The organism is Massilia sp. IC2-477, from assembly GCF_020707265.1.
Lineage (GTDB): Bacteria > Pseudomonadota > Gammaproteobacteria > Burkholderiales > Burkholderiaceae_D > Telluria.
On sequence record NZ_JAJFEQ010000017.1, the window covers coordinates 50,544 to 70,553 of the forward strand.

At 67.4% G+C, this 20,010-nt stretch carries 20 protein-coding genes; 2 read left to right on the top strand and 18 right to left on the bottom strand.

Annotated features, from left to right (window positions below):
- Positions 1 to 101 precede the first annotated feature (101 nt).
- The 14 genes from LK542_RS23535 to LK542_RS23600 form a co-directional block, all read right to left on the bottom strand.
- Entirely contained in the window at positions 102 to 1,028 is a 927-nt protein-coding gene (locus LK542_RS23535; protein ID WP_227803404.1) for a tripartite tricarboxylate transporter substrate binding protein, read from the bottom strand.
- Between the two features lie 146 nt (positions 1,029 to 1,174).
- Entirely contained in the window at positions 1,175 to 2,515 is a 1,341-nt protein-coding gene (gene gudD, locus LK542_RS23540; RefSeq protein WP_227813816.1) for a glucarate dehydratase, read from the bottom strand.
- Between the two features lie 33 nt (positions 2,516 to 2,548).
- Complete coding sequence (locus tag LK542_RS23545; RefSeq protein ID WP_227813838.1) at positions 2,549 to 3,835, bottom strand: MFS transporter; 1,287 nt, start codon at positions 3,833 to 3,835, stop codon at positions 2,549 to 2,551.
- Between the two features lie 168 nt (positions 3,836 to 4,003).
- On the bottom strand, positions 4,004 to 5,074 hold the full coding sequence (locus tag LK542_RS23550; protein ID WP_227813817.1) for a porin: 1,071 nt from the start codon (positions 5,072 to 5,074) through the stop codon (positions 4,004 to 4,006).
- Positions 5,075 to 5,221: 147 nt separating this feature from the next.
- On the bottom strand, positions 5,222 to 6,106 hold the full coding sequence (locus LK542_RS23555; RefSeq protein WP_227813818.1) for a LysR substrate-binding domain-containing protein: 885 nt from the start codon (positions 6,104 to 6,106) through the stop codon (positions 5,222 to 5,224).
- Positions 6,107 to 7,255 carry a PilT/PilU family type 4a pilus ATPase gene (locus tag LK542_RS23560; protein ID WP_227813819.1) on the bottom strand — a complete coding sequence of 383 codons (1,149 nt, stop codon included), beginning with the start codon at positions 7,253 to 7,255 and terminating at the stop codon, positions 6,107 to 6,109. It lies immediately after the preceding gene.
- A 41-nt stretch (positions 7,256 to 7,296) separates the two neighbouring features.
- Entirely contained in the window at positions 7,297 to 8,208 is a 912-nt protein-coding gene (locus LK542_RS23565; RefSeq protein ID WP_227813820.1) for a MerR family transcriptional regulator, read from the bottom strand.
- Entirely contained in the window at positions 8,205 to 9,770 is a 1,566-nt protein-coding gene (hutH, locus tag LK542_RS23570; RefSeq protein WP_227813821.1) for a histidine ammonia-lyase, read from the bottom strand. Before hutH ends, LK542_RS23565 begins: the two co-directional genes overlap by 4 nt.
- A 25-nt stretch (positions 9,771 to 9,795) precedes the next feature.
- A complete protein-coding gene (locus LK542_RS23575) occupies positions 9,796 to 11,028 on the bottom strand; it encodes an AMP-binding protein (protein ID WP_227813822.1) in 1,233 nt (410 codons plus the stop codon).
- Between the two features lie 3 nt (positions 11,029 to 11,031).
- A complete protein-coding gene (pyp, locus tag LK542_RS23580; RefSeq protein WP_227803396.1) occupies positions 11,032 to 11,418 on the bottom strand; it encodes a photoactive yellow protein in 387 nt (128 codons plus the stop codon).
- A 210-nt stretch (positions 11,419 to 11,628) separates the two neighbouring features.
- The gene (dapD, locus tag LK542_RS23585; protein WP_227813823.1) at positions 11,629 to 12,456 is read right to left on the bottom strand and encodes a 2,3,4,5-tetrahydropyridine-2,6-dicarboxylate N-succinyltransferase; all 828 of its coding nucleotides are present in this window, start codon (positions 12,454 to 12,456) and stop codon (positions 11,629 to 11,631) included.
- 50 nt (positions 12,457 to 12,506) lie between these two features.
- On the bottom strand, positions 12,507 to 13,718 hold the full coding sequence (gene dapC, locus LK542_RS23590) for a succinyldiaminopimelate transaminase (RefSeq protein WP_227803394.1): 1,212 nt from the start codon (positions 13,716 to 13,718) through the stop codon (positions 12,507 to 12,509).
- A gap of 100 nt (positions 13,719 to 13,818) precedes the next feature.
- Positions 13,819 to 14,016 carry a hypothetical protein gene (locus tag LK542_RS23595; protein ID WP_227803393.1) on the bottom strand — a complete coding sequence of 66 codons (198 nt, stop codon included), beginning with the start codon at positions 14,014 to 14,016 and terminating at the stop codon, positions 13,819 to 13,821.
- Positions 14,017 to 14,068: 52 nt separating this feature from the next.
- Complete coding sequence (locus LK542_RS23600) at positions 14,069 to 14,842, bottom strand: HD domain-containing phosphohydrolase (protein WP_227813824.1); 774 nt, start codon at positions 14,840 to 14,842, stop codon at positions 14,069 to 14,071.
- Between the two features lie 16 nt (positions 14,843 to 14,858).
- On the opposite strand from LK542_RS23600, the gene LK542_RS23605 reads away from it, so the two are divergent.
- Positions 14,859 to 15,377 (top strand): hypothetical protein, encoded by a 519-nt coding sequence (locus tag LK542_RS23605; RefSeq protein ID WP_227813825.1) that lies wholly within the window; start codon positions 14,859 to 14,861, stop codon positions 15,375 to 15,377.
- A gap of 20 nt (positions 15,378 to 15,397) precedes the next feature.
- Here LK542_RS23605 and LK542_RS23610 read toward each other — a convergent pair whose 3' ends face one another.
- From LK542_RS23610 to LK542_RS23620, 3 genes are read right to left on the bottom strand one after another with little or no spacing between them, the layout of a single operon-like run.
- Entirely contained in the window at positions 15,398 to 17,008 is a 1,611-nt protein-coding gene (locus tag LK542_RS23610; RefSeq protein WP_227813826.1) for a GMC family oxidoreductase, read from the bottom strand.
- A 24-nt stretch (positions 17,009 to 17,032) separates the two neighbouring features.
- Positions 17,033 to 17,812 carry an SDR family oxidoreductase gene (locus tag LK542_RS23615; protein ID WP_227803390.1) on the bottom strand — a complete coding sequence of 260 codons (780 nt, stop codon included), beginning with the start codon at positions 17,810 to 17,812 and terminating at the stop codon, positions 17,033 to 17,035.
- Positions 17,809 to 18,135 (bottom strand): nuclear transport factor 2 family protein, encoded by a 327-nt coding sequence (locus LK542_RS23620; RefSeq protein ID WP_227813827.1) that lies wholly within the window; start codon positions 18,133 to 18,135, stop codon positions 17,809 to 17,811. Before LK542_RS23620 ends, LK542_RS23615 begins: the two co-directional genes overlap by 4 nt.
- Before the next feature lie 114 nt (positions 18,136 to 18,249).
- Here LK542_RS23620 and LK542_RS23625 point away from each other — a divergent pair, with 114 nt between their 5' ends.
- Positions 18,250 to 19,167: a LysR family transcriptional regulator gene (locus LK542_RS23625; RefSeq protein WP_227813828.1), complete on the top strand. Its 918-nt coding sequence runs from the start codon at positions 18,250 to 18,252 to the stop codon at positions 19,165 to 19,167.
- A gap of 18 nt (positions 19,168 to 19,185) precedes the next feature.
- Here LK542_RS23625 and LK542_RS23630 read toward each other — a convergent pair whose 3' ends face one another.
- On the bottom strand, positions 19,186 to 19,956 hold the full coding sequence (locus tag LK542_RS23630; protein ID WP_227813829.1) for an alpha/beta fold hydrolase: 771 nt from the start codon (positions 19,954 to 19,956) through the stop codon (positions 19,186 to 19,188).
- Positions 19,957 to 20,010: the final 54 nt, after the last annotated feature.

Below are 20,010 nucleotides of genomic sequence, written 5' to 3' on the forward strand. Positions count from 1 at the left end.
GCACAAGCGTCGCAAGCGAAGATTGTACACAGAAGGGGAAAGCGGGCCGCGTGGGTGGCCCGCTGGACAAGCAGAAGCGTGGATGAGGATGGCGGCCGGGCTCAGTCCGCCGTGATCTTGCCGACTTCGATGACATTCTTCCAGCGGGCCTGCTCGGCAAGCTGGAACTGTGCGAACTGCTCCGGCGTATTGGCGACGACCTCGAAGCCCTGAGCCGTCAAGCCGTTCCTGATGTGCGGGTCGTTCAGCGCGGCGACAATCGCGCTGTGGAGCTTTGCTTTCACGTCCTTCGGCAAGCCCTTCGGTGCGGCAAACGCCTGCCACGAGTAGATGTCCACGCCCGCGACCCCCGCCTCGCCCAAGGTCGGCACCGCGGGCAGGACCGCCGCGCGCCGTTCGCCGGTCACTGCCAGCACCTTCAGCTTGCCGGCCTTGATGTAGGGCAGCGCGGTATTGATGTTGACGAAGGAAACGTCGGTCTGCCCGCCCAGCAAATCCGTCATGGCGGGGGCGCCGCCCTTGTAGGGCACGTGCAGGCCGCTGGTGCCGCTTTTCTGCCAGAACAGCTCCGCCGTCAGGTGGTCCGAACTGCCGTTGCCCGACGATGCAAACGTGAGTTTGCCCGGCTGCTTCTTCAGGTAAGCGATCAGTTCCGGCACCGTATTCACCGGCACCTTTGGGTTGGCAACCAGCACGTTCGGTGCGCGCACCGCCACGGTCAACAGGTCGAAATCCTTGGCCGGGTCGTAGGAGATCTTCTTGATCAGCCATTGGTTCATGGCGTAGACGCCGATCGACGCCGCCATCAGGGTATAGCCGTCGGGAGCCGCGCGCTTGACCATCGCGGCCCCGATCGCACCGGTGGCGCCAGGGCGATTGTCGATGATCCAGGGCTGGCCCAGGCGTGCAGTGATCCTGGGGCCGATCGCGCGGGCGATCGCATCGGTCGAGCCGCCAGGCGGGAAAGGCACGACGACGGTGATGGCCTTCTCGGGATAGGCGGCGTGTGCGCTGAGAAGCACCGACATGCCAAGGGTCATACCCAACAGTAATTTAGTAGCTTTCAACTTGGTCTCCTGCGTTTTAGTCTGCTATCAAGTGAAGTCGATGGCTTGCGTCCGGCGTCGCGGTTCGTCGGGCGGGCGGTGTTCGCCCCCCCCAACGCAGGGTCCCGTCAGCGCACCAGGCAGGGGCGCTTGTTGTCGAACTTCCAGCCCGGCACCAGGTACTGCATGGCGACGGCGTCGTCGCGCGCACCCAGGCCCATGTTCTTGTAGGCCTGGTGGGCTTGTTCCAGCTGCTCCAGATCGATCTCGATGCCCAGGCCCGGCTTCTTCGGCACGTGCACCATGCCGCCTTCGATCTTGAGCGGCTCCTTGGTGATGCGCTGGCCGTCCTGCCAGATCCAGTGGGTATCGATTGCGGTCACCTTGCCCGGCGCGGCGGCGCCCACGTGGGTGAACATGGCCAGCGAGATATCGAAGTGGTTGTTCGAGTGCGAACCCCAGGTCAGGCCGAACATCTGGCACAGCTGGGCCACGCGCACCGACCCCTGCATGGTCCAGAAGTGCGGGTCGGCCAGCGGGATGTCGACCGACTGCAGCTGGATCGAGTGCGCCATCTGGCGGAAGTCGGTGGCGATCATGTTGGTGGCGGTCGGCAAGCCGGTGGCGCGGCGGAACTCGGCCATCACTTCGCGGCCCGAGAAACCGTCTTCGGCGCCGCAAGGGTCTTCGGCGTAGGCCAGGATGCCGTGCTTGTCGCGGCAGACGCGGACCGCGTCCTTCAGCAGCCAGCCGCCGTTCGGATCGAGCGTGCAGCGCGCCTCGGGGAAGCGTTCGTGCAGGGCCACGATGGCTTCCATTTCTTCGTCAGCGCTCAGTACGCCGCCCTTGAGCTTGAAGTCGTTGAAGCCATAGCGCTCGCGCGCCGCTTCGGCCAGGCGCACCACGGCGTCCGGCGTGAGGGCTTCTTCGTTGCGCAGGCGGAACCAGGCATTGCCGGCATCCGGTTCGCTGCGGTAGGCCAGGTCGGTCTTCTTGCGGTCGCCCACATAGAACAGGTAGCCGAGCATCTCGACCGCGTCGCGCTGCTGGCCCTCGCCCAGCAGGGCGGCGACCGGCACGTTCATGAACTGTCCCAGCAGGTCGAGCATGGCCGACTCCACCGCGGTGACCGCGTGGATGGTGGTGCGCAGATCGAAGGTCTGCTGGCCGCGGCCCCCGGCATCGCGGTCGGCGAAGGCCTTGCGCATCGCGTTCAGCACATTGTTGTAGTCGCCCAGGGTCTTGCCGACCACGAGCGGGCGTGCATCTTCGATGGTCTGGCGGATCTTTTCGCCGCCCGGCACCTCGCCCAGGCCGGTGTTGCCGGCGCTGTCGGTGAGGATGACGATGTTGCGGGTGAACCAAGGGCCGTGGGCGCCGCTCAGGTTGAGCAGCATGCTGTCCTGGCCGGCGACGGGGATGACGCGCAGGTCGGTGACGAGGGGAGCGCCGGAGACGGTAGTGTTCATATGCAGCCTGATAGGAAAGGTGAGTGAAAGAGTTTATTTGGCGCAGAGCGACTTCACCAGGGTGACGCGCTTGATGTCGCCGACGATGAACAGGTAACAGGCAATCGCCACAGCCGCGTTGGCGCCGACGAATACCAGGGCGCCGGCGAAGGAACCGGTATTCTGGACGATGTAGCCGATCACGATCGGGGTGGTGATGCCGGCGGTATTGCCGAAGGTATTGAACAGGCCGCCGCTCAGGCCGCCGGCCTCCTTCGGCGAGGTGTCCGACACGACTGCCCAGCCGAGGGCGCCGATTCCCTTGCCGAAGAAGGCCAGCGACATCACGGCGACCACCAGCATGTCGGTCTCGATGTAGTTACAGGCGATCATGCTCATCGACAGCACCATGCCCAGCACGATCGGCAGCTTGCGCGCCACCGACAGCGAGTAGCCTGCCGCGCTGAGCCGGTCGGACATCCAGCCGCCGGCGATCCCGCCCAGGAAACCGGCGATGGCAGGAAGCGAAGCGACGAAGCCGGCCTTCAGGATGGTCATGCCGCGCTCCTGCACCAGGTAGACCGGGAACCAGGTCAGGAAGAAGTAGGTCAAGGTGGTAATGCAGTACTGGCCGAGGTAGATGCCGAACAGCATGCGGTTCGACAGCAGCTCCTTGATGCAGGACAGGGTGTTCACCTGTGCCGGCTTTGCAGTGCGCGCGCTACCCTCGAGGTCGACCAGGGCGCCGCCTTCCTGGAGGTACTTCAGTTCGCCGGCGTTGATGCCAGGGTGGTCCTTCGGGCTGTAGATCGTCTTGAGCCAGGCGAAGGACACCAGCATGCCGAGTGCGCCCATCACGTAGAACACGCTGTGCCAGCCATGGGCATGGACCAGCCAGCCCATGATCGGTGCGAACAGCACCGTGGCGAAATACTGGGCCGAGTTGAAGATGGCGGCGGCGCGGCCGCGCTCATGGGTCGGGAACCAGCTCGAGGCGATCCGGCTGTTGCCTGGGAAGGAAGGGGCTTCGGCCGCCCCGACCGCCAGGCGCAGCGCGAACAGCAGGGCCACCGCCGCGCCGCCGGTGAAGAAGCCGACTGCGCCGGTGAAGAAGGTGAACAGCGACCACAGGAAGATGCTGAAGAAGTAAGTGATCTTCGAGCCGAAGCGGTCCAGCAGCCAGCCGCCTGGCAGCTGGGCCAGGACGTAGGACCAGGCGAAGGCCGAGAACACGAAGCCCATCTGGACCGCACTCAGGCCGAGCTCTTTCTTGATGTCGGGGCCGGCGATCGAGATGGTGGCCCGGTCGGCGTAGTTGATCGTGGTGACCGCGAACAACATGGCGAGAATCAGCCAGCGGGTGCGCGTCCGCGGGGCGGCAGGCGAGGCGTCCAAGGGGGTAGCCGGGGGCGCGGCCAGGCTTGCTTGCGCTTGTTTCAAAGCTGTCTCCTATCAAATATCTGCTGCAATTGCCACGTCCGCCTTCCGAATGCCGTTCCCGGCGCCGGATCAGAAAGTGTGGCGCAGTCCCAGGTTGTAGCCGGTGTTGCCGGTCCCGGTGTCGGTATTGTTGTTGACCGTATAGCCCGCGCCGTTGCGGTTGCGGACATGTCCATAAGCCGCGTACAGCCCGGTGCGCTTCGACAGTCCGTACAGGTAGCCGATGCCCCAGGCGCTGGCGTCCTGGTTGAAGGCGCTGCGGTCGTCCTTGTGCATGACGGAAGCCATCAGTTTGCCCGGGCCGATCTGCGCGCTGACGCCGAGCAGCGCTTCGCGTCCGTCGCTCGATGCGGTGGGGGCAATGCCGCCATACGGATTGCCCGTGTTGGCGAGCGGGGACGATTCCGGACCCCGGTCGATGCCGTAGCCGGCATGCAGGGTCACCTTGCCCAGCTTGTACTGGGCGCCCAGCAGGGTGTTGCGGCTGCGTGCGAAACCGGTCGCGGCATCGCCGTTCTTGCTGTTATAGACCAATCGCACGCTCAGCGGACCGCCGGCGTAGCCGATGGCGCCGCCGAACTGGCGCCGTGCCGAGGAATCGCTTTGTTCACCGGCGCTGTAGGCCAGTTCCACGTCGGCCCCGTTGAACTTTGGCGAGGCCCAGGTGAGCGTATTGCTGGTTCGGATATTGCTGCCGGAGTGGGGGAACAGGTTCTTGGCGGTGCCCGCGTAGCCGGTACCGAACGGGTCGACGATCTGCACCAGGGCATTGTGGTAGGGGGTGTACTGGCGTCCGAGTGCGACCGTGCCGAAGCCGCCTTTCAGGCCGACCAGCGCCTGGCGGTTGAAGATGCTGCCGGCGACATCGGTGGCGCCGGTATCGAGCCTGATGCCGGTCTCGAGGATGAAGAAGGCCGACAGGCCCTTGCCCAGGTTCTCGCTGGCTTTGAAGCCGATGCGGGAGGTGGAGGCGGCGCCGCCGCTCATCTTGGTCAGCGAGCCCTCCATGCCGCCGCGGTCGACGACGATGGCGGCATCGACGATGCCATAGATCTCGACGGCTGTCTGGGCGTGGGTAGGGGTCGAGGCCAGTCCTGCGCTGCCGGCCAGGACCAGCATCATGCGTGCGGTCTTGCTCATGCTGTCTCCGTTGATGTTGTCGTCCCAGCCGTCTTGGCGGCGTGGTGTTGTTTGAAACGATCATATGCCTGGATCGATTCACGACCAAATCAAAGAGTATTGTGATCAATTCAATGTTTGAATCAATGAAGTGATCGGTTCGGACGGCTAAGTGGAGTGGAAGCTCGGCAGCACTTCACGCTTGAACAGCGCCAGGGCGGGGTTGTCGTTGTCGCGGCGGTAGGCGCAGACCATTTCCACCGGCTCGGTCTGGAGCCGGCGCATGACGATGCCGTCGAACTTCAGGCGCGACGCGCCTTCGGCGATCAGGGCAGCGCCGACACCGGCCCTGACAAGCGCCAGCATGGTATGCACCTGACCGATGTGCTCGACCACGTCCGGCACCACGCCGCCGCGCGCGAAGCGCTCGGTCAGCATCAGGTAGAAGGGCCTGGCCTCGTAGGGCGAGTACATGATGAAGGGCTTGCCGTGCAGGCTCGCGAGGGCAGGCTCGAGCGGCCACGCGTCGGCCTCGCTTTCGGGAATGGCGAGCATCAGCGACTCGGTGGCGATCAGGCGGCTTTCGAGCTCGGCGTTCATGGGGTGGGGGCGCAGCAGGCCGAGGTCGATCTCGCCGGCGTTGAGGGCCTCCACCTGGGTGGTGCTGACCAGCTCCTTGAGCGTGAGCGAGACCCCGGGCGCGCATTCGCGCAAGCGGCGCACCAGCTCGGGCAGCAGGCTGTAGCCGGAGGCCGAGGTGAAGCCAATGGCCAGGTTGCCCAGTTCTCCCTTGGCGGCGCGGCGGGCGGCGAAGGTGGCTTCCTCGGCGATGCGCAGGATGCGCGCAGCTTCCGGGAAGAAGGCCTTGCCGGCGGCGGTGAGGTGGACGCTGCGGCTGCTGCGCGCCAGCAGCTGGACGCCGACGTGGTGCTCGAGCAGCCGGATCTGGCGGCTCAGCGGCGGTTGGGTCATGTTCAGGCGCTCGGCCGCGCGGCCGAAGTGCAGTTCTTCGGCGACCGCCACGAAGCAGCGCAGCTGGCTGAGTTCGAACACTCAGGAATTCAGCGTGAATTCGGTGAAGGACGTGCCCGGCGGTTCGGACCCCGGCTTGTTCTGCTCTTCTTCCGGCTGGACCTGGCTGTCCGGGCCGTTGTTGAGCAGCCAGAGCAGGTTGGTGGCCGAATCGGCGTTGGCCAGCGCTTCTTCCTGCGTCACCAGCCCATCCTTGACCAGCTTGAGCAGGGCGGTCTCGAAGGATTGCGAGCCCGGCGACAGGCTCTTGTCCATCGCATCCTTGATCTGGCCGATCTCGCCCTTTTCAATCAGGTCGGCGATGTAGCGGGTGTTGAGCATGACTTCGACCGCGGCCTGGCGCTGGCCGCCGGCGCTCGATTTCACCAGACGCTGCGACACGATGGCCTTCACTGCGGACGACAAATCCTGCAGCAGGGCGGCGCGGTTCTCGATCGGGTAGAAGCTGATGATGCGGTTCAGCGCGTTGTAGCTGTTGTTGGCGTGCAGGGTGGCCAGCACCAGGTGGCCGGACTGGGCGTAAGCCAGCGCCGCGGCCATGGTTTCGCGGTCGCGGATCTCGCCGATCAGGATGCAGTCCGGTGCCTGGCGCATCGAGTTGCGTAGCGCCGTGGCGAAGTTGGTCGCGTCGCTGCCGATCTCGCGCTGGTTGACGATCGACTTCTTGTTCTTGAACAGGTATTCGATCGGGTCTTCCAGCGTCAGGATGTGGCCGGTGCGCTGTTCGTTGCGGTGGTCCAGCATCGAGGCGATGGTGGTCGACTTGCCGGAACCGGTGGCGCCCACGATCAGCAGCAGGCCGCGCTTTTCCATGATCAGTTCGGACAGCACGGGCGGCAGGCCCAGCTCGCCGATCGGCGGAATATTCGCCGGCACGAAGCGGAACACGGCCGAGATCGAGCCGCGCTGGCGGAAGGCCGACAGGCGGAAGCGCCCCAGGTTCGGCACCGACACGCCCATGTTGAGTTCGTTGTCGCGCTCGAGTTCCTGCATCTGTTCGGGCGTGGCGATCTCGGACAGCAGGTGACGGATGTTTTCCGGCTCGAGTTTGTTCTGGTTGATCGGGATGAGGTTCCCGTTGATCTTGATGTGAACAGGAGAATTAGCCGCGAAGAACATGTCCGACGCGTTCTTTTCCTTCATCAACTGGAACAGGCGTTCCATCATCATGGCTCAGATCCTTTGCTTCGCGATAAACGATTCGAAGCATTTTACTCCACGCTAAGGTCGCTGGTGCGCCACGCGGCCAGCGCTTGCCGGCCGCTGTCGAGCGTCGGCAGCAGGAGCACGCCCTCGACCGTCGGGATCGCCGCGACGCCGGCGCCGCCGGCCCACAGCGCAACGCCCTCCGGCAGCAGCTGGCGCAGCTGTTGCAGCGCCGGCACGATCTGGCGGCGCGGATACGCTGCCGAAAACGACAGCGCCAGCACGTCGGCCGCGTGCCTCGCGACCGCGCGGGCGATGCTGGTGGGCGGGGTCTCGGTGCCCAGCGCGATGCAGCTCGCGCCATCGAGCGCCAGCAGCGCCTCCGCCATGATCAGGCCCAGGCCATGCGTTTCGCCGGGCAGGCTGGTGAGCAGGATGCGTGGCCTGCCTGCGGCTTCGGGCAGGCTGGCTACCGCCTGGCGCAGGATCCGGGTCGCGGTCTCGGTGTACAGGTGCTCGTCGAAGATGTCGATGCTGCCGTCTTGCCAGCGCGCGCCGACCGCGGCCGTCAAGGGCGCCGCGACCCCTTCGACGAAGCGCTCCAGACCGAGGCGGGCCAAATGGTGGCGCATGGCCTGGCGTAGGCCGGCCGGATCGCGCTTCACGGCAGTCAGCAGCTCCTCGATCACGGCCTGCTCGCCGGCACCTGGCGCGCTGTCGCCGGGCGCGGGTCGTTGCAGCAGCGCGCCCAGCTCGCTGTCGCTCAGGTGCATCAGGCGTCCCGGTCGCAGGCCCTGGTCCATAAGGCGCTTCAGCAGGCGCAGGCGCTCGACCTGCTCCTGCGGGTAGCAGCGCTCGCCGTGCGCATCGCGTCCGGGCGCGGGAAAGCCGTAGCGCCGTTCCCACACGCGCAGCACGTCTTTCGACAGGCGCGTCTCGCGTTCGACGGCGGCGATCGGGAGACAGGCCGCTGTCATGGCAGCAGTGCCGGATCGTCGGCGCGGATCGCTTCCAGCAGGCGCGCCAGGTCGAGGTCGAGGCGCCGGTCTTCCTTGACGAAGGGAACCAGTTCTTCGAGCCGCGCCAGCGCGGCGCGCAGGCCGGGGCCGCATCCGTCCGGCAGGCCGCTTGGATAGCGCAGGGCGCAGGCCTGGCGGGTGGCGATCAAGAGCGCCGCGGCCACCTGCTCGGTCAGGGCGATGATGCGCAGGCAGTCGCGCGCCGCGATCGTGCCCATGCTGACCTTGTCCTGGTTGTGGCACTCGGTCGAGCGCGAGAAGACCGAGGCCGGCATGGTCAGCTTGAGGGCTTCGGCGGTCCACGCCGAGACGCTGATCTGCAAGGCCTTCAGGCCGTGGTTGATGGCGGCGCGCTCTCCTTGCGCGCCGCGCAGGTTGGAGGGCAGCCCGTTGTTGTAGCGGCTATCGACCAGCAGCGCCATCTGGCGGTCGAGCAGGTCGGCGATGTTGGCGACCGCGTTCTTCATGCTGTCCATGGCGAAGGCCATGTGGCCGCCGTAGAAGTGGCCGCCGTGCAGCACCCGGCCTGAATCGACGTCGACCAGCGGATTGTCGTTGGCGCTGTTGAGTTCCAGTTCCACGTGGCTGCGCATCCAGGGCAGGGCGTCGGCCAGCACGCCGATGACGTGGGGCGCGCAGCGAATCGAGTAGCGGTCCTGCAGGCGCGCGCTGTTACGCTCCTGCGCTTCAAGCTGGTAGCCGAGGTCGGCGGCGATCGAGGCCGCGATCCGGGCCATGCCGGGGTAGGGCTTGGCTGCGAACAGGGTCGGGTCGAAGTGGTAGGCATTGCTTTCCAGCGCCAGGGCGGAGAGCGCCGTGATGCGGCTGGCCAGGCCGCACAGGGACTCGGCGCGCGCCGTCGCCAGGCAGGCCAGGCCGGTCATGGCGGCGGTGCCGTTCATCAGCGCCAGCCCTTCCTTCGGGCGCAGGCGGATCGGGGCGAGGCCCGCGGCATCCAGCGCCGCCGCGGCGGCCACCGGCGTCGAACCGTGGGCCGGCCAGGCTTCGCGCTCTCCGCACAACACTGCCGCGACGTAGGAGAGCGGCGTGAGGTCGCCGCTCGCCCCCACCGAACCTTCGGACGGGATCACCGGCAGCACATCGCGTTCGAGCAGCGCGGAGAGTGCCTGCAGCAGCTTGATGCTCACGCCGGAGCTGCCGCGGCACAAGGATGCGAGGCGCACCGCCAGGATGGCGCGCGTTTCTTCGCGCGTAAAGCTGGCGCCCATGCCGCAGCCGTGGTACGTGAACAGACGGTGCGGCAGTTCGTCCACCAGGTCAGGCGGCACCGCGACGTCGCAGGAGTCGCCATAGCCGGTCGTGACGCCATAGATGACGCCATCTTCGCGCAGGATGCGGTCCAGCAGTTCGGCGCCGGCCGTAATTCGCGCGACGAATGCCGGGTCGTCCGACAGCGCGGCCCGGGCCTGGCCGCGCGCCAGCGCCACCACCTCGGCCGGCGCGACCTGCGCCGCGCCGAAGCGTACATCGTGCGCCGCGGCGTCGTGGGTGTCCCTCATGTCCTGCCTTTCATCGTGTGGTCCTTCATGCGTTGCTGCTCCAGTCGGCGAGCTTGCCCATGCCGTTGCGCGGCAGCTGCGCGCCCACCGTGAATGCCTTGGGGCGCTCGGGCATGGTCAGGCGGCCGTCGGTCCATGGCCGCAGGCGGCGCACCAGTTCGGCCCCGCCCACCCCGTCGCGGGGCACCACGAAGGCCTTCAGGCGCGCGCCTTCTTCCGGGCGCATCAGGCGCACCGCGGCGTCGGCCACGTCGGGATGCTCGAGCAGCGCCTGGCGCACGCGCGCCGGGAACACGTTCACGCCCCCGACCTGGACTGCGCCGTCGCAGCGGGCGCCGACGGAAAATTCGCGCGGGCCGGACCAGGCCAGTTCGTCCTGCGGCTGCAGCAGTTCGGTGCGGCCGTCCGGCAGGCTGCGCACCAGGCGGCGGTCGCCGTCGGTGCTGCGTGCGAGATAGGGCAGCAGGCGGTAAGCGTCGCGGTGCGAGGCGCGCCAGCCCAGGCCGCCGGTTTCGGAGGAGCCGTAGACCTGGACCAGGCCGGCCAGCCCGCAGGCCGTCACGGCTTCGCTGACGGCGTCGGGACAGGGCGCGGTCGAGCTGACCCCGAGGATATCGTCCGCGAAGCCCTGGCGCAAGCTGCTGGCCGCCGCCCAGAATTGCGGATGGCCGACCACCAGGTCGCCGGGCTGCGCGAGATGCGCCAGCTGGGACGGCAGGCGCGCGCGGATGCAGCTCACCCCTTCCGGCGCCAGGCCCAGGTGGCGCGGGAGCAGTTGCGAAAACAGGAAGCCGTAGATGTGGTGGCTGGGTACGGCGACCAGCAGCCTGCGGCGCCCTGGGAACAGCGCCGCAAGCGCCTGCGCTTCCTGTTCCAGCTGGTCGAGGGCATGCAGGCAGCGCTTTGGGTGCCCGGTACTGCCGGAGGTGGCGAACAGGATGTCGCGGTCGTGGTGCTGCAGGGCCGCCTCCGCGATGTCGACCCAGTCCTTCAGCGTGCGGCGTGCCAGCAGGTAGTCCTCGATGCCGCTGTGGTGCATTTGCAGCGCGCCGGCCAGCACGCCGGCGACGTGCAGGAACTCGAGCGAATCGAGGCCCAGGTCGTGCTGGAGCGAGAGCGCTTCGCTCCAGCTGCCGGGACGGAGCATGGGTTCATGGCGCAGCGCCGCCAGCTCGCCGGCCACCAGGTCGGCGATGAAGCGCAGCAGGGCGGGGCGCGCCGTCCACCATGGCGCCAGGCGGGAAACAGTATCAGGCATCGTTTACAGGCGCTTGACGAAAATCCAGTAGGTGCCGTCGCTGATCGCCTTCTTCATGTGGATCTTGACCTTGGTCGGGTTCATCTTGTAGTCGAACACGTACTCGAACATCGTATTGAGCGTACCCGTGCGCACGCCGGCGTCGAAGATGCCCTTGAAGCGCGGCGTGTTGGTGCAGGGGGCAACATCACGGAAGAAGTTGCTGCCGATGACGGCGCTGGCCTGGCGGCCGGTGATCTGGGCTTCGGCTTCGTTGTAGCGCATGATCTTGCCCTGTGCATCGAGCTGGATGGCGCCAAAGGCCAGTTCGTCGATCTGCCCGGCGCTCATGCTGGACAGCTTGTTCTCGATGTCGTCTTTGCCGAATGCGATGATGTTCAAGGTACTCATATTGCCCTTATCGGAAATGGTCTGTCGGAGTTTGTCTAGGACAAAACAGACTATACATTGCCAATGGGCAATAATTGTAGCGGTTTCGAGTAGTTCAGGTAGTTTGTCCTGGACAACTGCGGTGCAAACGATTGGGCCAGCGTTACCTGAAACAAGAAGGGCGCCGGTGCACATGCATCCGGCGCCCTGGCGCGATGACCGATACCGGGATCAGTCGCCGCGCAGCAGCTCGTTGATGCCGGTCTTGGCGCGGGTCTGGGCGTCCACGCGCTTGACGATCACGGCGCAGTACAGGCTGTACTTGCCATCGGCGGAAGGCAGGCTGCCCGATACCACGACCGAGCCGCTAGGCACGCGGCCGTAGCTGATCTCGCCGGTTTCGCGGTTGTAGATCTTGGTCGACTGGCCGATGTACACGCCCATCGAGATCACCGAGTTCTCTTCGACGATCACGCCTTCGACGATTTCCGAGCGCGCGCCGATGAAGCAGTTGTCTTCGATGATGGTCGGGTTGGCCTGCATCGGTTCCAGCACGCCGCCGATGCCGACGCCGCCCGACAGGTGCACGTTCTTGCCGATCTGGGCGCAGGAGCCGACGGTGGCCCAGGTGTCGACCATCGCGCCTTCGTCGACGTAGGCGCCGATGTTGACGTAGGACGGCATCAAGACCACGTTCTTGCCGATGAAGCTGCCGCGGCGGGCCACGGCCGGCGGCACCACGCGGAAGCCGCCCCTGGCGAAATCTTCCGGGGTGTAGTCGGCGAACTTGGTCGGGACCTTGTCGTAGAACTGCATGCCGCCGCCACCGGCGACCGGCACGTTGTTCTCGAGGCGGAAGGACAGCAGGACCGCCTTCTTGATCCACTGGTTCACGACCCAGCTGCCGCTGTCTTTCTGCGCCACGCGCAGGCTGCCGGCATCCAGGCCTGCAAGCACGTGGGCGACCGCGTCGCGCACTTCGCTGCTGGCGCTGGACGGGCTGATCTGCGCGCGCTGTTCCCACGCGGTGTCGATGATGTTCTGGAGTTGTTGGGTCATGATGATTCTCTGGTTAAGGATTCGTTGGTGCCGCCGAGGCGTATTGCTGACTACAGGCCCTTGCAGAACTCGACGATGCGGTTGGCCGCTTCGAGTCCTTCGTCCACGCTGGCGACCAGCGCCATGCGGATGCGGTTGCGGCCCGGATTGACTCCGTGCGCTTCGCGTGCGAGGTAAGTGCCCGGCAAAACCGTCACATTATATTCGGCGTACAGGCGGCGTGCGAAGTCGGTATCCGACAGGCCGGTGCGGCGCACGTCGGCCCACAGGTAGAAGCCGGCGTCCGGCAGCTCGACATCCATCACCCCCTTGAGCAGTGGGGTGATCAGGTTGAACTTCTCGCGATACAGCGCGCGGTTCTCCTGCACGTGGTGCTCGTCGTTCCAGGCCGCCACCGATGCGGCCTGCACCGGCGGCGACATCGCGCCGCCGCAGTAGGTGCGGTAGAGCAGGAATTTCTTGAGCAGCTGCGGGTCGCCCGCCACGAAGCCCGAGCGCATGCCCGGCACGTTCGAGCGCTTCGACAGGCTCGAGAACACGACCAGGTTGGCGTAGGGCCGCTCGCCTTCGCTGCGACCCAGCTGGTGCGCCGCTTCCAGCGCGCCAAGCGGCGGGGTCGAGCCGAAGTAGATCTCGGAATAGCACTCGTCGGCCGCGATCGCGAAGCCGTGGCGGTCGGACAGCTCGAACAGCTGGCGCCAGTCTTCCAGCGTGAGCACGGCGCCGGTCGGGTTGCCCGGCGAGCAGACGTAGAGCAGCTGCACGCGCGCCCACACATCGCTTGCCACGCTGCCGTAGTCGGGTGCGAAGTTGCGGCCCGGTTCCGAGTTCACGTAATACGGCGTGGCGCCGCTCAGGTAGGCCGCGCCCTCGTAGATCTGGTAGAACGGGTTGGGGCTCATCACCAGTGCATCGCCGCCACTCGCATCGACGACGCACTGGGCAAAGGCGAACAAGGCCTCGCGCGAACCGTTCACCGGCAACACCATGGTGGCCGGGTCGACCGCCGGGATGCCGTAGCGGTGCTCGAGCCAGCTGGCGATCGCCGCGCGCAGCGGCTCGCCGCCATGGGTGCTCGGGTAGACCGCCAGGCCCGACATCGCATGCATCAGGGCCTTTTCGATGAAGGCCGGCGTGGGATGCTTCGGTTCGCCGATGCCGAGGCTGATCGGGCTGTAGGCAGGGTTCGGGGTGACGCCGCTGAACAGCTGGCGCAGTTGTTCGAAGGGATAGGGGTGGAGCTGGGTGAGGTGTGGGTTCACGTCGATAACCGTTCAGTTCGGGTCTGTGCGCTTTGGATATTCGGGCAATTATAGCCCGTGCGCAGAGACGCGATGGACGCTTGGCCACCTCGACAGTTCGTCAGGCCAGGGCTTCCTTGGCCGCTTCCTCCGGCGACAGCCCGTCGTAGAACTGGTCGGTGAACCACTCGACCTGCTCTTCGATATGGTCCTGTGCCTGCTTCACGGTGGCGCCGCCCGCAACCAGGAAGCCTTCTACCTCGATGCACCACTGGATGAACGCCAGGGTTTCTTCGTCGAGTTCTTCTTTCTTTGCCATGTCATGTCCTGTTACTTGTTGAATCAAAGCGAAAATGCATGGCGATTCTAGTCTAGATCAGCCCGAGCGTCAGCGCCTTGAGGGTCGCGGCGGCCCGCGTCGAGCAGCCGAGCTTGCGGAAAATGCTTTCCACATGGGTGCGCACGGTCGACGGGCTGATCGCCAGGTGGCGCGCCGCTTCCTTGTTGCTCTCGCCCAGGCTGATGCGGCGCAGCACATCCGCTTCGCGTTCGGACAGCAGCTTGCGGCTTTCCGTCACGGGCTCGGCCGCCTGGGCGGACGCGCCTCCGGCGGCGGCGATCACGCAGTTCACGGCCGCGGCATCGAAGCGTCCGCCCGCCGCCTCCGCGCACAGCAGCTGCGCCGCTTCCCCGGGCGCCAGCGCGGCGCGCCAGGGACGCGGCATGCACAGGGCCGCATAGGCGGCGGCCGCGGACAGCAGGCGCTGCGGCTGGCCCAATTGGGCGCCGTCGAGGTCGCGGTAGTAGCCGCTGCCGTCGAGCCGTTCGTAGAGCTGCGAGGCCAGCAGCGCTTCCGCGCGCAGCGAGGGCACCTGTACCGCCGCGCGCGCGGTCCAGTAGGGCACCAGGCGCAGCTTTTCCCAATCCGCCATGCCGAGCTTGCCGTCGCGCTGCCAGACGGCGTTTGGCACGGCCGCCCGTCCAATCCCGTGGATCAGGGCGGCGCGCGCCAGGCAGTGGCGTTCGGCCTCGGGCAGGCCGGCCAGCAGCGCGGCGCGCTCGGCCAGGTCGGCCACGCTGCGCGAATAGCCGAGCAGCCAGGGCAGCTTCAGCTCGATCATGTCGGCCACGATGGTCAGGGGCACGCGGCGCGCCCATGGGATGAACGAAGCCCTGCGCCTGATCCAGGCCCTGGCGGACCGCAAGTATCCCGCCGAACTGGTACGCAAGCTCGCGGCCGACGCGCAGGCGCTCCGGCATGCCGCCGCCGTCATAGTGCTCCCACACCCGGCGCAGCCCGAGCTGGACCTCGCCAGGCAGGCCCAGGGTGTGGGCGATGTCGCCCGAGACTTCGCAGTGGATGCGCGCCAGCGGCGCGACGCTGGTGAAATCCTTGCGCTGCTCCGGCGGCAGCGTGTGGGTGATCAGGGCGTCGCGGGCGCCGACGTCGTCGCCCATCAGCAGCGCGAAGCCGGCCGCATTCGCGGTGCAACCGGACCAGCGCAGGAGGGCCACGAGGCGCGCGTGCTGGCAGCCGGCGGCACCGGCGCCGGCTGCCAGCGCCAGGCGTTCGGCCACATGGGCCGTGCGGATCGACTGGTCGGTCGGCTGCCCCATGCTGAGGTCGCCGACCATGGCCAGCAGCTGGACGGCTTCCTCGACGCTGATGCGATGATCTGATTGCATTTGGGAACTTTACATCAAATCCCGTGCGCCGCCTTCAACAGCTCGGCCGCCCGCTCGCCGATGACGACGCAGGGCGCCATCGTGTTCCCGGTCGTGATGCGCGGCATGATCGACGCGTCCGCGATGCGCAGCCCGTCGACGCCGTAAACCTGCAGCGCGCCGTTCACCACGGACATGGCGTCGCGCCCCATCTTGGCGGTGCCCGACTGGTGCCAGTAGGTGACCGCTCCGTTGCGCAGGTACTGCTCCATGGCTTCGCGCGACAGTTTGCCCGGCATGCTTTCGCCCTTGACCAGGCTGCGGAAGGCGTCGGCATTGCCCAGCTCCCGGCACATCTCCACGCTTGCCAGCGCCGCGCGCATGTCGTCCGGGTCGGACAGGGTATTGGCCCGGATCAGCGGCCGGTCGCGCGGATCGGGCCCGGACAGCAGCACTTCGCCACGGCTTTTCGGATGCGCCAGGCCGGCGAACATGGTCCAGCCGTGCGCGGGCACGCCGCGCCCCGCGTTTTCCTGGCTCGGCACCGGGAACTCGACCTGGCAGTGCAGCATGTCGGGCGCATCGAGCGACGGGTGGCTCTTCCAGTACAGGGTCGCCTCCGAGCCGCCGTTGCCCACCTGCTGGGGTTCGGCATATTCCCAGATGCAGCCGAAGGAAACGTGGTCCTGATGGTTCTGGCCGACGCCGGCCAGGTGCTGGCGCACGGCGATGCCATGGCGCTTCAGTTCGCGCTCGGGGCCGAGGCCGGACTGCATCAGCACTTTCGGCGTGTTGACCGCGCCCAGCGACAGCACCACCTCGCGCGCCGCGCCGAACCACACCCGCCGGCCGCCCAGCAGGACGTCGACACCGCTCACGCGCGCGCCGTCGAAGCTGAGGCGGGCGACCTGCGCGTCGGTCAGGACGGTCAGGTTCGGCTGCGCCATGCGCGGCCAGGTATAGGAGCGGAACACCGACAGGCGCTTGCCGTCGCGGATGCGCAGGTCGTTGATGGCGGCGCCGCCGTCGCCCTCCATCATCGCGCCGTTCGGGCTGTCGAAGCTGGGAATGCCGAGCGAGCGCGCCGCTTCCAGCATGCGGGTGGCGGTCGGCTGGGGATCCCTGGCCGGGGCCACATAAACCGGGCCGCCGCTGCCGCGCCGCTCCGGGTCGGCCGGGCCGTGCCAGTCCTCGATGCGGCGGTAGATGCCCAGCACCGCGTCGTAGTTCCAGGCCGGGTCGCCCGCTTCGGCGGCGAAGTAATTCCAGTCGCTGCGGTGGCCGCGCGCCCACAGCATGACGTTGATGCTGGAGCCGCCGCCCAGCACCCTGCCCATGTTCATCGGAATCGCGCGGCCGTTCAGGTGGGGGTTCGGTTCGGCCGCGAAGTTCCAGTCGCGTTCCGATCCGAGGTTGAGGGGCCACTGGGCCGGGTCGGTCACGCTGGCCACCTCGTCGCTCCCGCCGGCTTCGAGCAGCAGCACGCGCACGGCGGGGTTCTCGGCCAGGCGCGCGGCCACCACCGAGCCGGAGGAGCCGGCGCCGCAGACGATGAAGTCGTAGTGGGAGGCCAGCTCGCGCTGCAGGGCGGCCTGGTTGGTGCGGATGGCCTGCGCCATGTCTCGTTCTTGGTTCTCGTTGTTCATGGATGGGTTCATATGGTTAAGGGTTCAGACGGTCGGGATGGTGCCGCCGTCGATGACGAATTCGGCGCCGTGGATCGCGGCAGCCAGCGGTGACAGCAGGAAGGCGACCAGGTTGGCCACTTCCTCGGGCGTACCGGGACGGCCGATCGGAATGCCCCCCAGCGAGTCCATGAGCTCCTGCCTGGCCTCGTCCGCGCTGCCCGCGCGCTGCGCCGCCATGCGTTCGATCAGGGCCTGCGCCGCGCCGGTCTCGATGAAGCCGGGAGCGACGCTGTTGACGCGTATGCCCATGGGGCCGAACTCGTTCGCCAGCGATTTGCTGTAGTTGGCCAGCGCCGCCTTGGCGGCGGCATAGGCCACGGTGGAGTCGAACAGCGGCAGGCGCCGCTGGATCGAGGTGATGTGGATGATTGCGCCACTGCGCCGCTCCAGCATCGCGGGCAGGAAGGCGCGGTCCAGCCGCACGGCCGACATCAGGTTGGCCTGCAAGGTGGCGTCCCAGATCGCGTCGGTCAGGGCCAGCGCGCCGCCGCCGGGCGCGGAGGAGCCGCCGACGTTGTTGACCAGGAAGTCGAGGTAGCCGAATTCCTGCTTCACCGTGTCGGCGACCAGCGCGGCGCCGGCGGCGCTGCCGACATCCGCTTCCAGGTAGCGCACGCCGGGCAGCGGACGTTCGGGCAGGCGCCGCGCCGTGGTCACGACCCGGGCGCCGTTTTCAAGCAGCACACGCACGATGGCTTCGCCCATGCCGCGGGTGCCGCCGGTCACCAGGGCGTGCCTGCCCTCGAAGGGATAGCGGTTCATGGCGCGATCTCCAGCGCCGCGATGTGATCCCCGGCCAGTGTGAAGCGGAAGGCGAGCCTCACCTCGTTGCCGGGGAAATCGCCGCGCACGACGGCCTGCAGCCTTGCGCCGCCATCCAGTTCGTCGATGGCGGCCGGTTCGATGGTCGAGCGGTAGCGCTGGCCGGTCTCGCGCGCCCAGCTTGCGATCTGCGCGCGGCCCTGGTGCACGCCGCCCTCGTCACGAACGGTGGCGTCCGGCGTGAAGCAGGCGGCGATGGCTTGCGGATCGCGGGCGTTCGATGCGGCGACGTAGGCCGCGATGGGAGTCGGTAAGGTGTTCATATGTTCTTCCTTGTGATTGGCTGGGACTTGCCATGCAGTCTAGGCTGGTGCAAGCTAGCGAAAAACCCCAATAAACTTCATGGACTATGAACCTGTGGTTCACAATAAGACGACATGAGCGCGCTTGACGCGATCCGCCTGTTCCTGGCCGTGGCCCAGCAGCGCAGCTTCACCCAGGCCGCCCGTTCGCTGGACATCAGCCCCACCGCCGTCAGCAAGGGCATCCGCGCGCTCGAGAAGAAACACGGGGTCGCGCTGTTTGCCCGGACCACGCGCAGCGTCGCACTGACCGAGGCCGGGCAGGCCCTGCTGGCTGCGCTGCGTCCGGCGGTGGGCCAGATCGACGAGGCCTTCAAGGAGCTGGCGCAGTTCCGCAAGCGCCCGGCCGGCCACCTGCGCCTGAGCGCACCGCGCGCCTTCGGCTTCCTGGTGGCGCGGGTGCTGGTGCCGCGCATGCGCGCCGCCTACCCGGACATCAGCTTCGACCTGGCGCTCGACGATGGCCTGGTCGACCTGGTGGCGGACGGCTATAACGCCGGCATCCGCCTCGGCCAGTCGATCGCCCAGGACATGGTGGCGATCCGCCTGAGCCGCCCGCTGGCATGGTCGGTGGTGGCGGCGCCCGGCTACTTCGAGCGCCACGGCGTGCCGCAGGCGCCGCGCGAGCTGCTGGCCCACCGGACGCTGCGCTACCGCTTTCCCACCTCGAGCCTGCTGCCGCCGTGGCGCTTCGCGGAAGGCGACGCCGGGTTCCAGCTCGATACCGATGCCACGCTGGTCGCCAACGACACCCGCCTGCTGGCCGAACTGGCGCGCCAGGGCCTGGGCATCGCCTATCTTCCCGACATGGAAATCGAGGACGACGTACGGGACGGGCGCCTGCAGCGGGTGCTCACCGGCTTCGTGCCGGACAGCTCCGGGCTGTTCCTGTACTTCCCGATGCGTGCCCAGAACCAGCCGAAGATGCGCGCCCTGATCGAGCAGGCCGGCCTGCTGGCCGACGAAGGCCTGCTCGATGTTGTTTGCCCCTGAGCGTTTGCCCCTGAGCGCTTATTTCGTCGCCGCGACGGCGTCGAGGATGACCTTGGCCACCTCGGCCGGGCGCGACTGCTGGGGCACGTGGCTGGCCTGCACTTCGGTCGTCTTCGCGCCGATCTTGCCGGCCATGGCGCGCAGCAGGCCGGGGTCGATCATGCGGTCCTGGGCGCTGACGATGAACCACGAGGGCTTGCTGGTCCAGGCGGCCACGGACACTTTCTCGCCGAAGGCCTTGGCCTGGATCGGACCCTGGGTCGCGGTCATCACCGCGGCCTGGGCGCGCGGCAGGTCCTGGGCGAAGTCTTCGCGCATCGCCGCTTCCGGCAGGCTCAGGAAGCCTTCCTTGTCGGCGACGAAGCGCTTGCTGCCGGGGGCGGCCGGATAGCCTGCGCCGGTTTCCGCCGTCGACTTGCCGGCGTCGGGGGCGAAAGCGGCCACGTACACCAGGCTGCCCACCTTGTCGTGCTGGCCGGCCTCGGTGATCACGGTACCGCCCCAGGAGTGGCCGACCAGCACCACCTTGCCCGGCTGGCTGTCGATGGCGCGGCGGGTAGCGGCGACGTCGTCGGCGAGCGAAGTAAGGGGATTCTGGACCGCCGTGACCTTGACGCCTTTCGCCTGCAGCAGCGGGATCACCTTGGCCCAGTCGGAACCGTCGGCAAAGGCGCCGTGCACGATCACGACCGAGGGCTTGGCGCCGGCATCGACAGGCGCTGCCTGGGCGCCATGGGCGAAGACGGTAGCGAGGGCAAGCAGGCGCAGGGAATGTTTGATACTGGTCACGATGTTCTCCTTGGTGTGGTGGACGAGTGAGGCCAGTGTAGGCAGGGGCGCGCC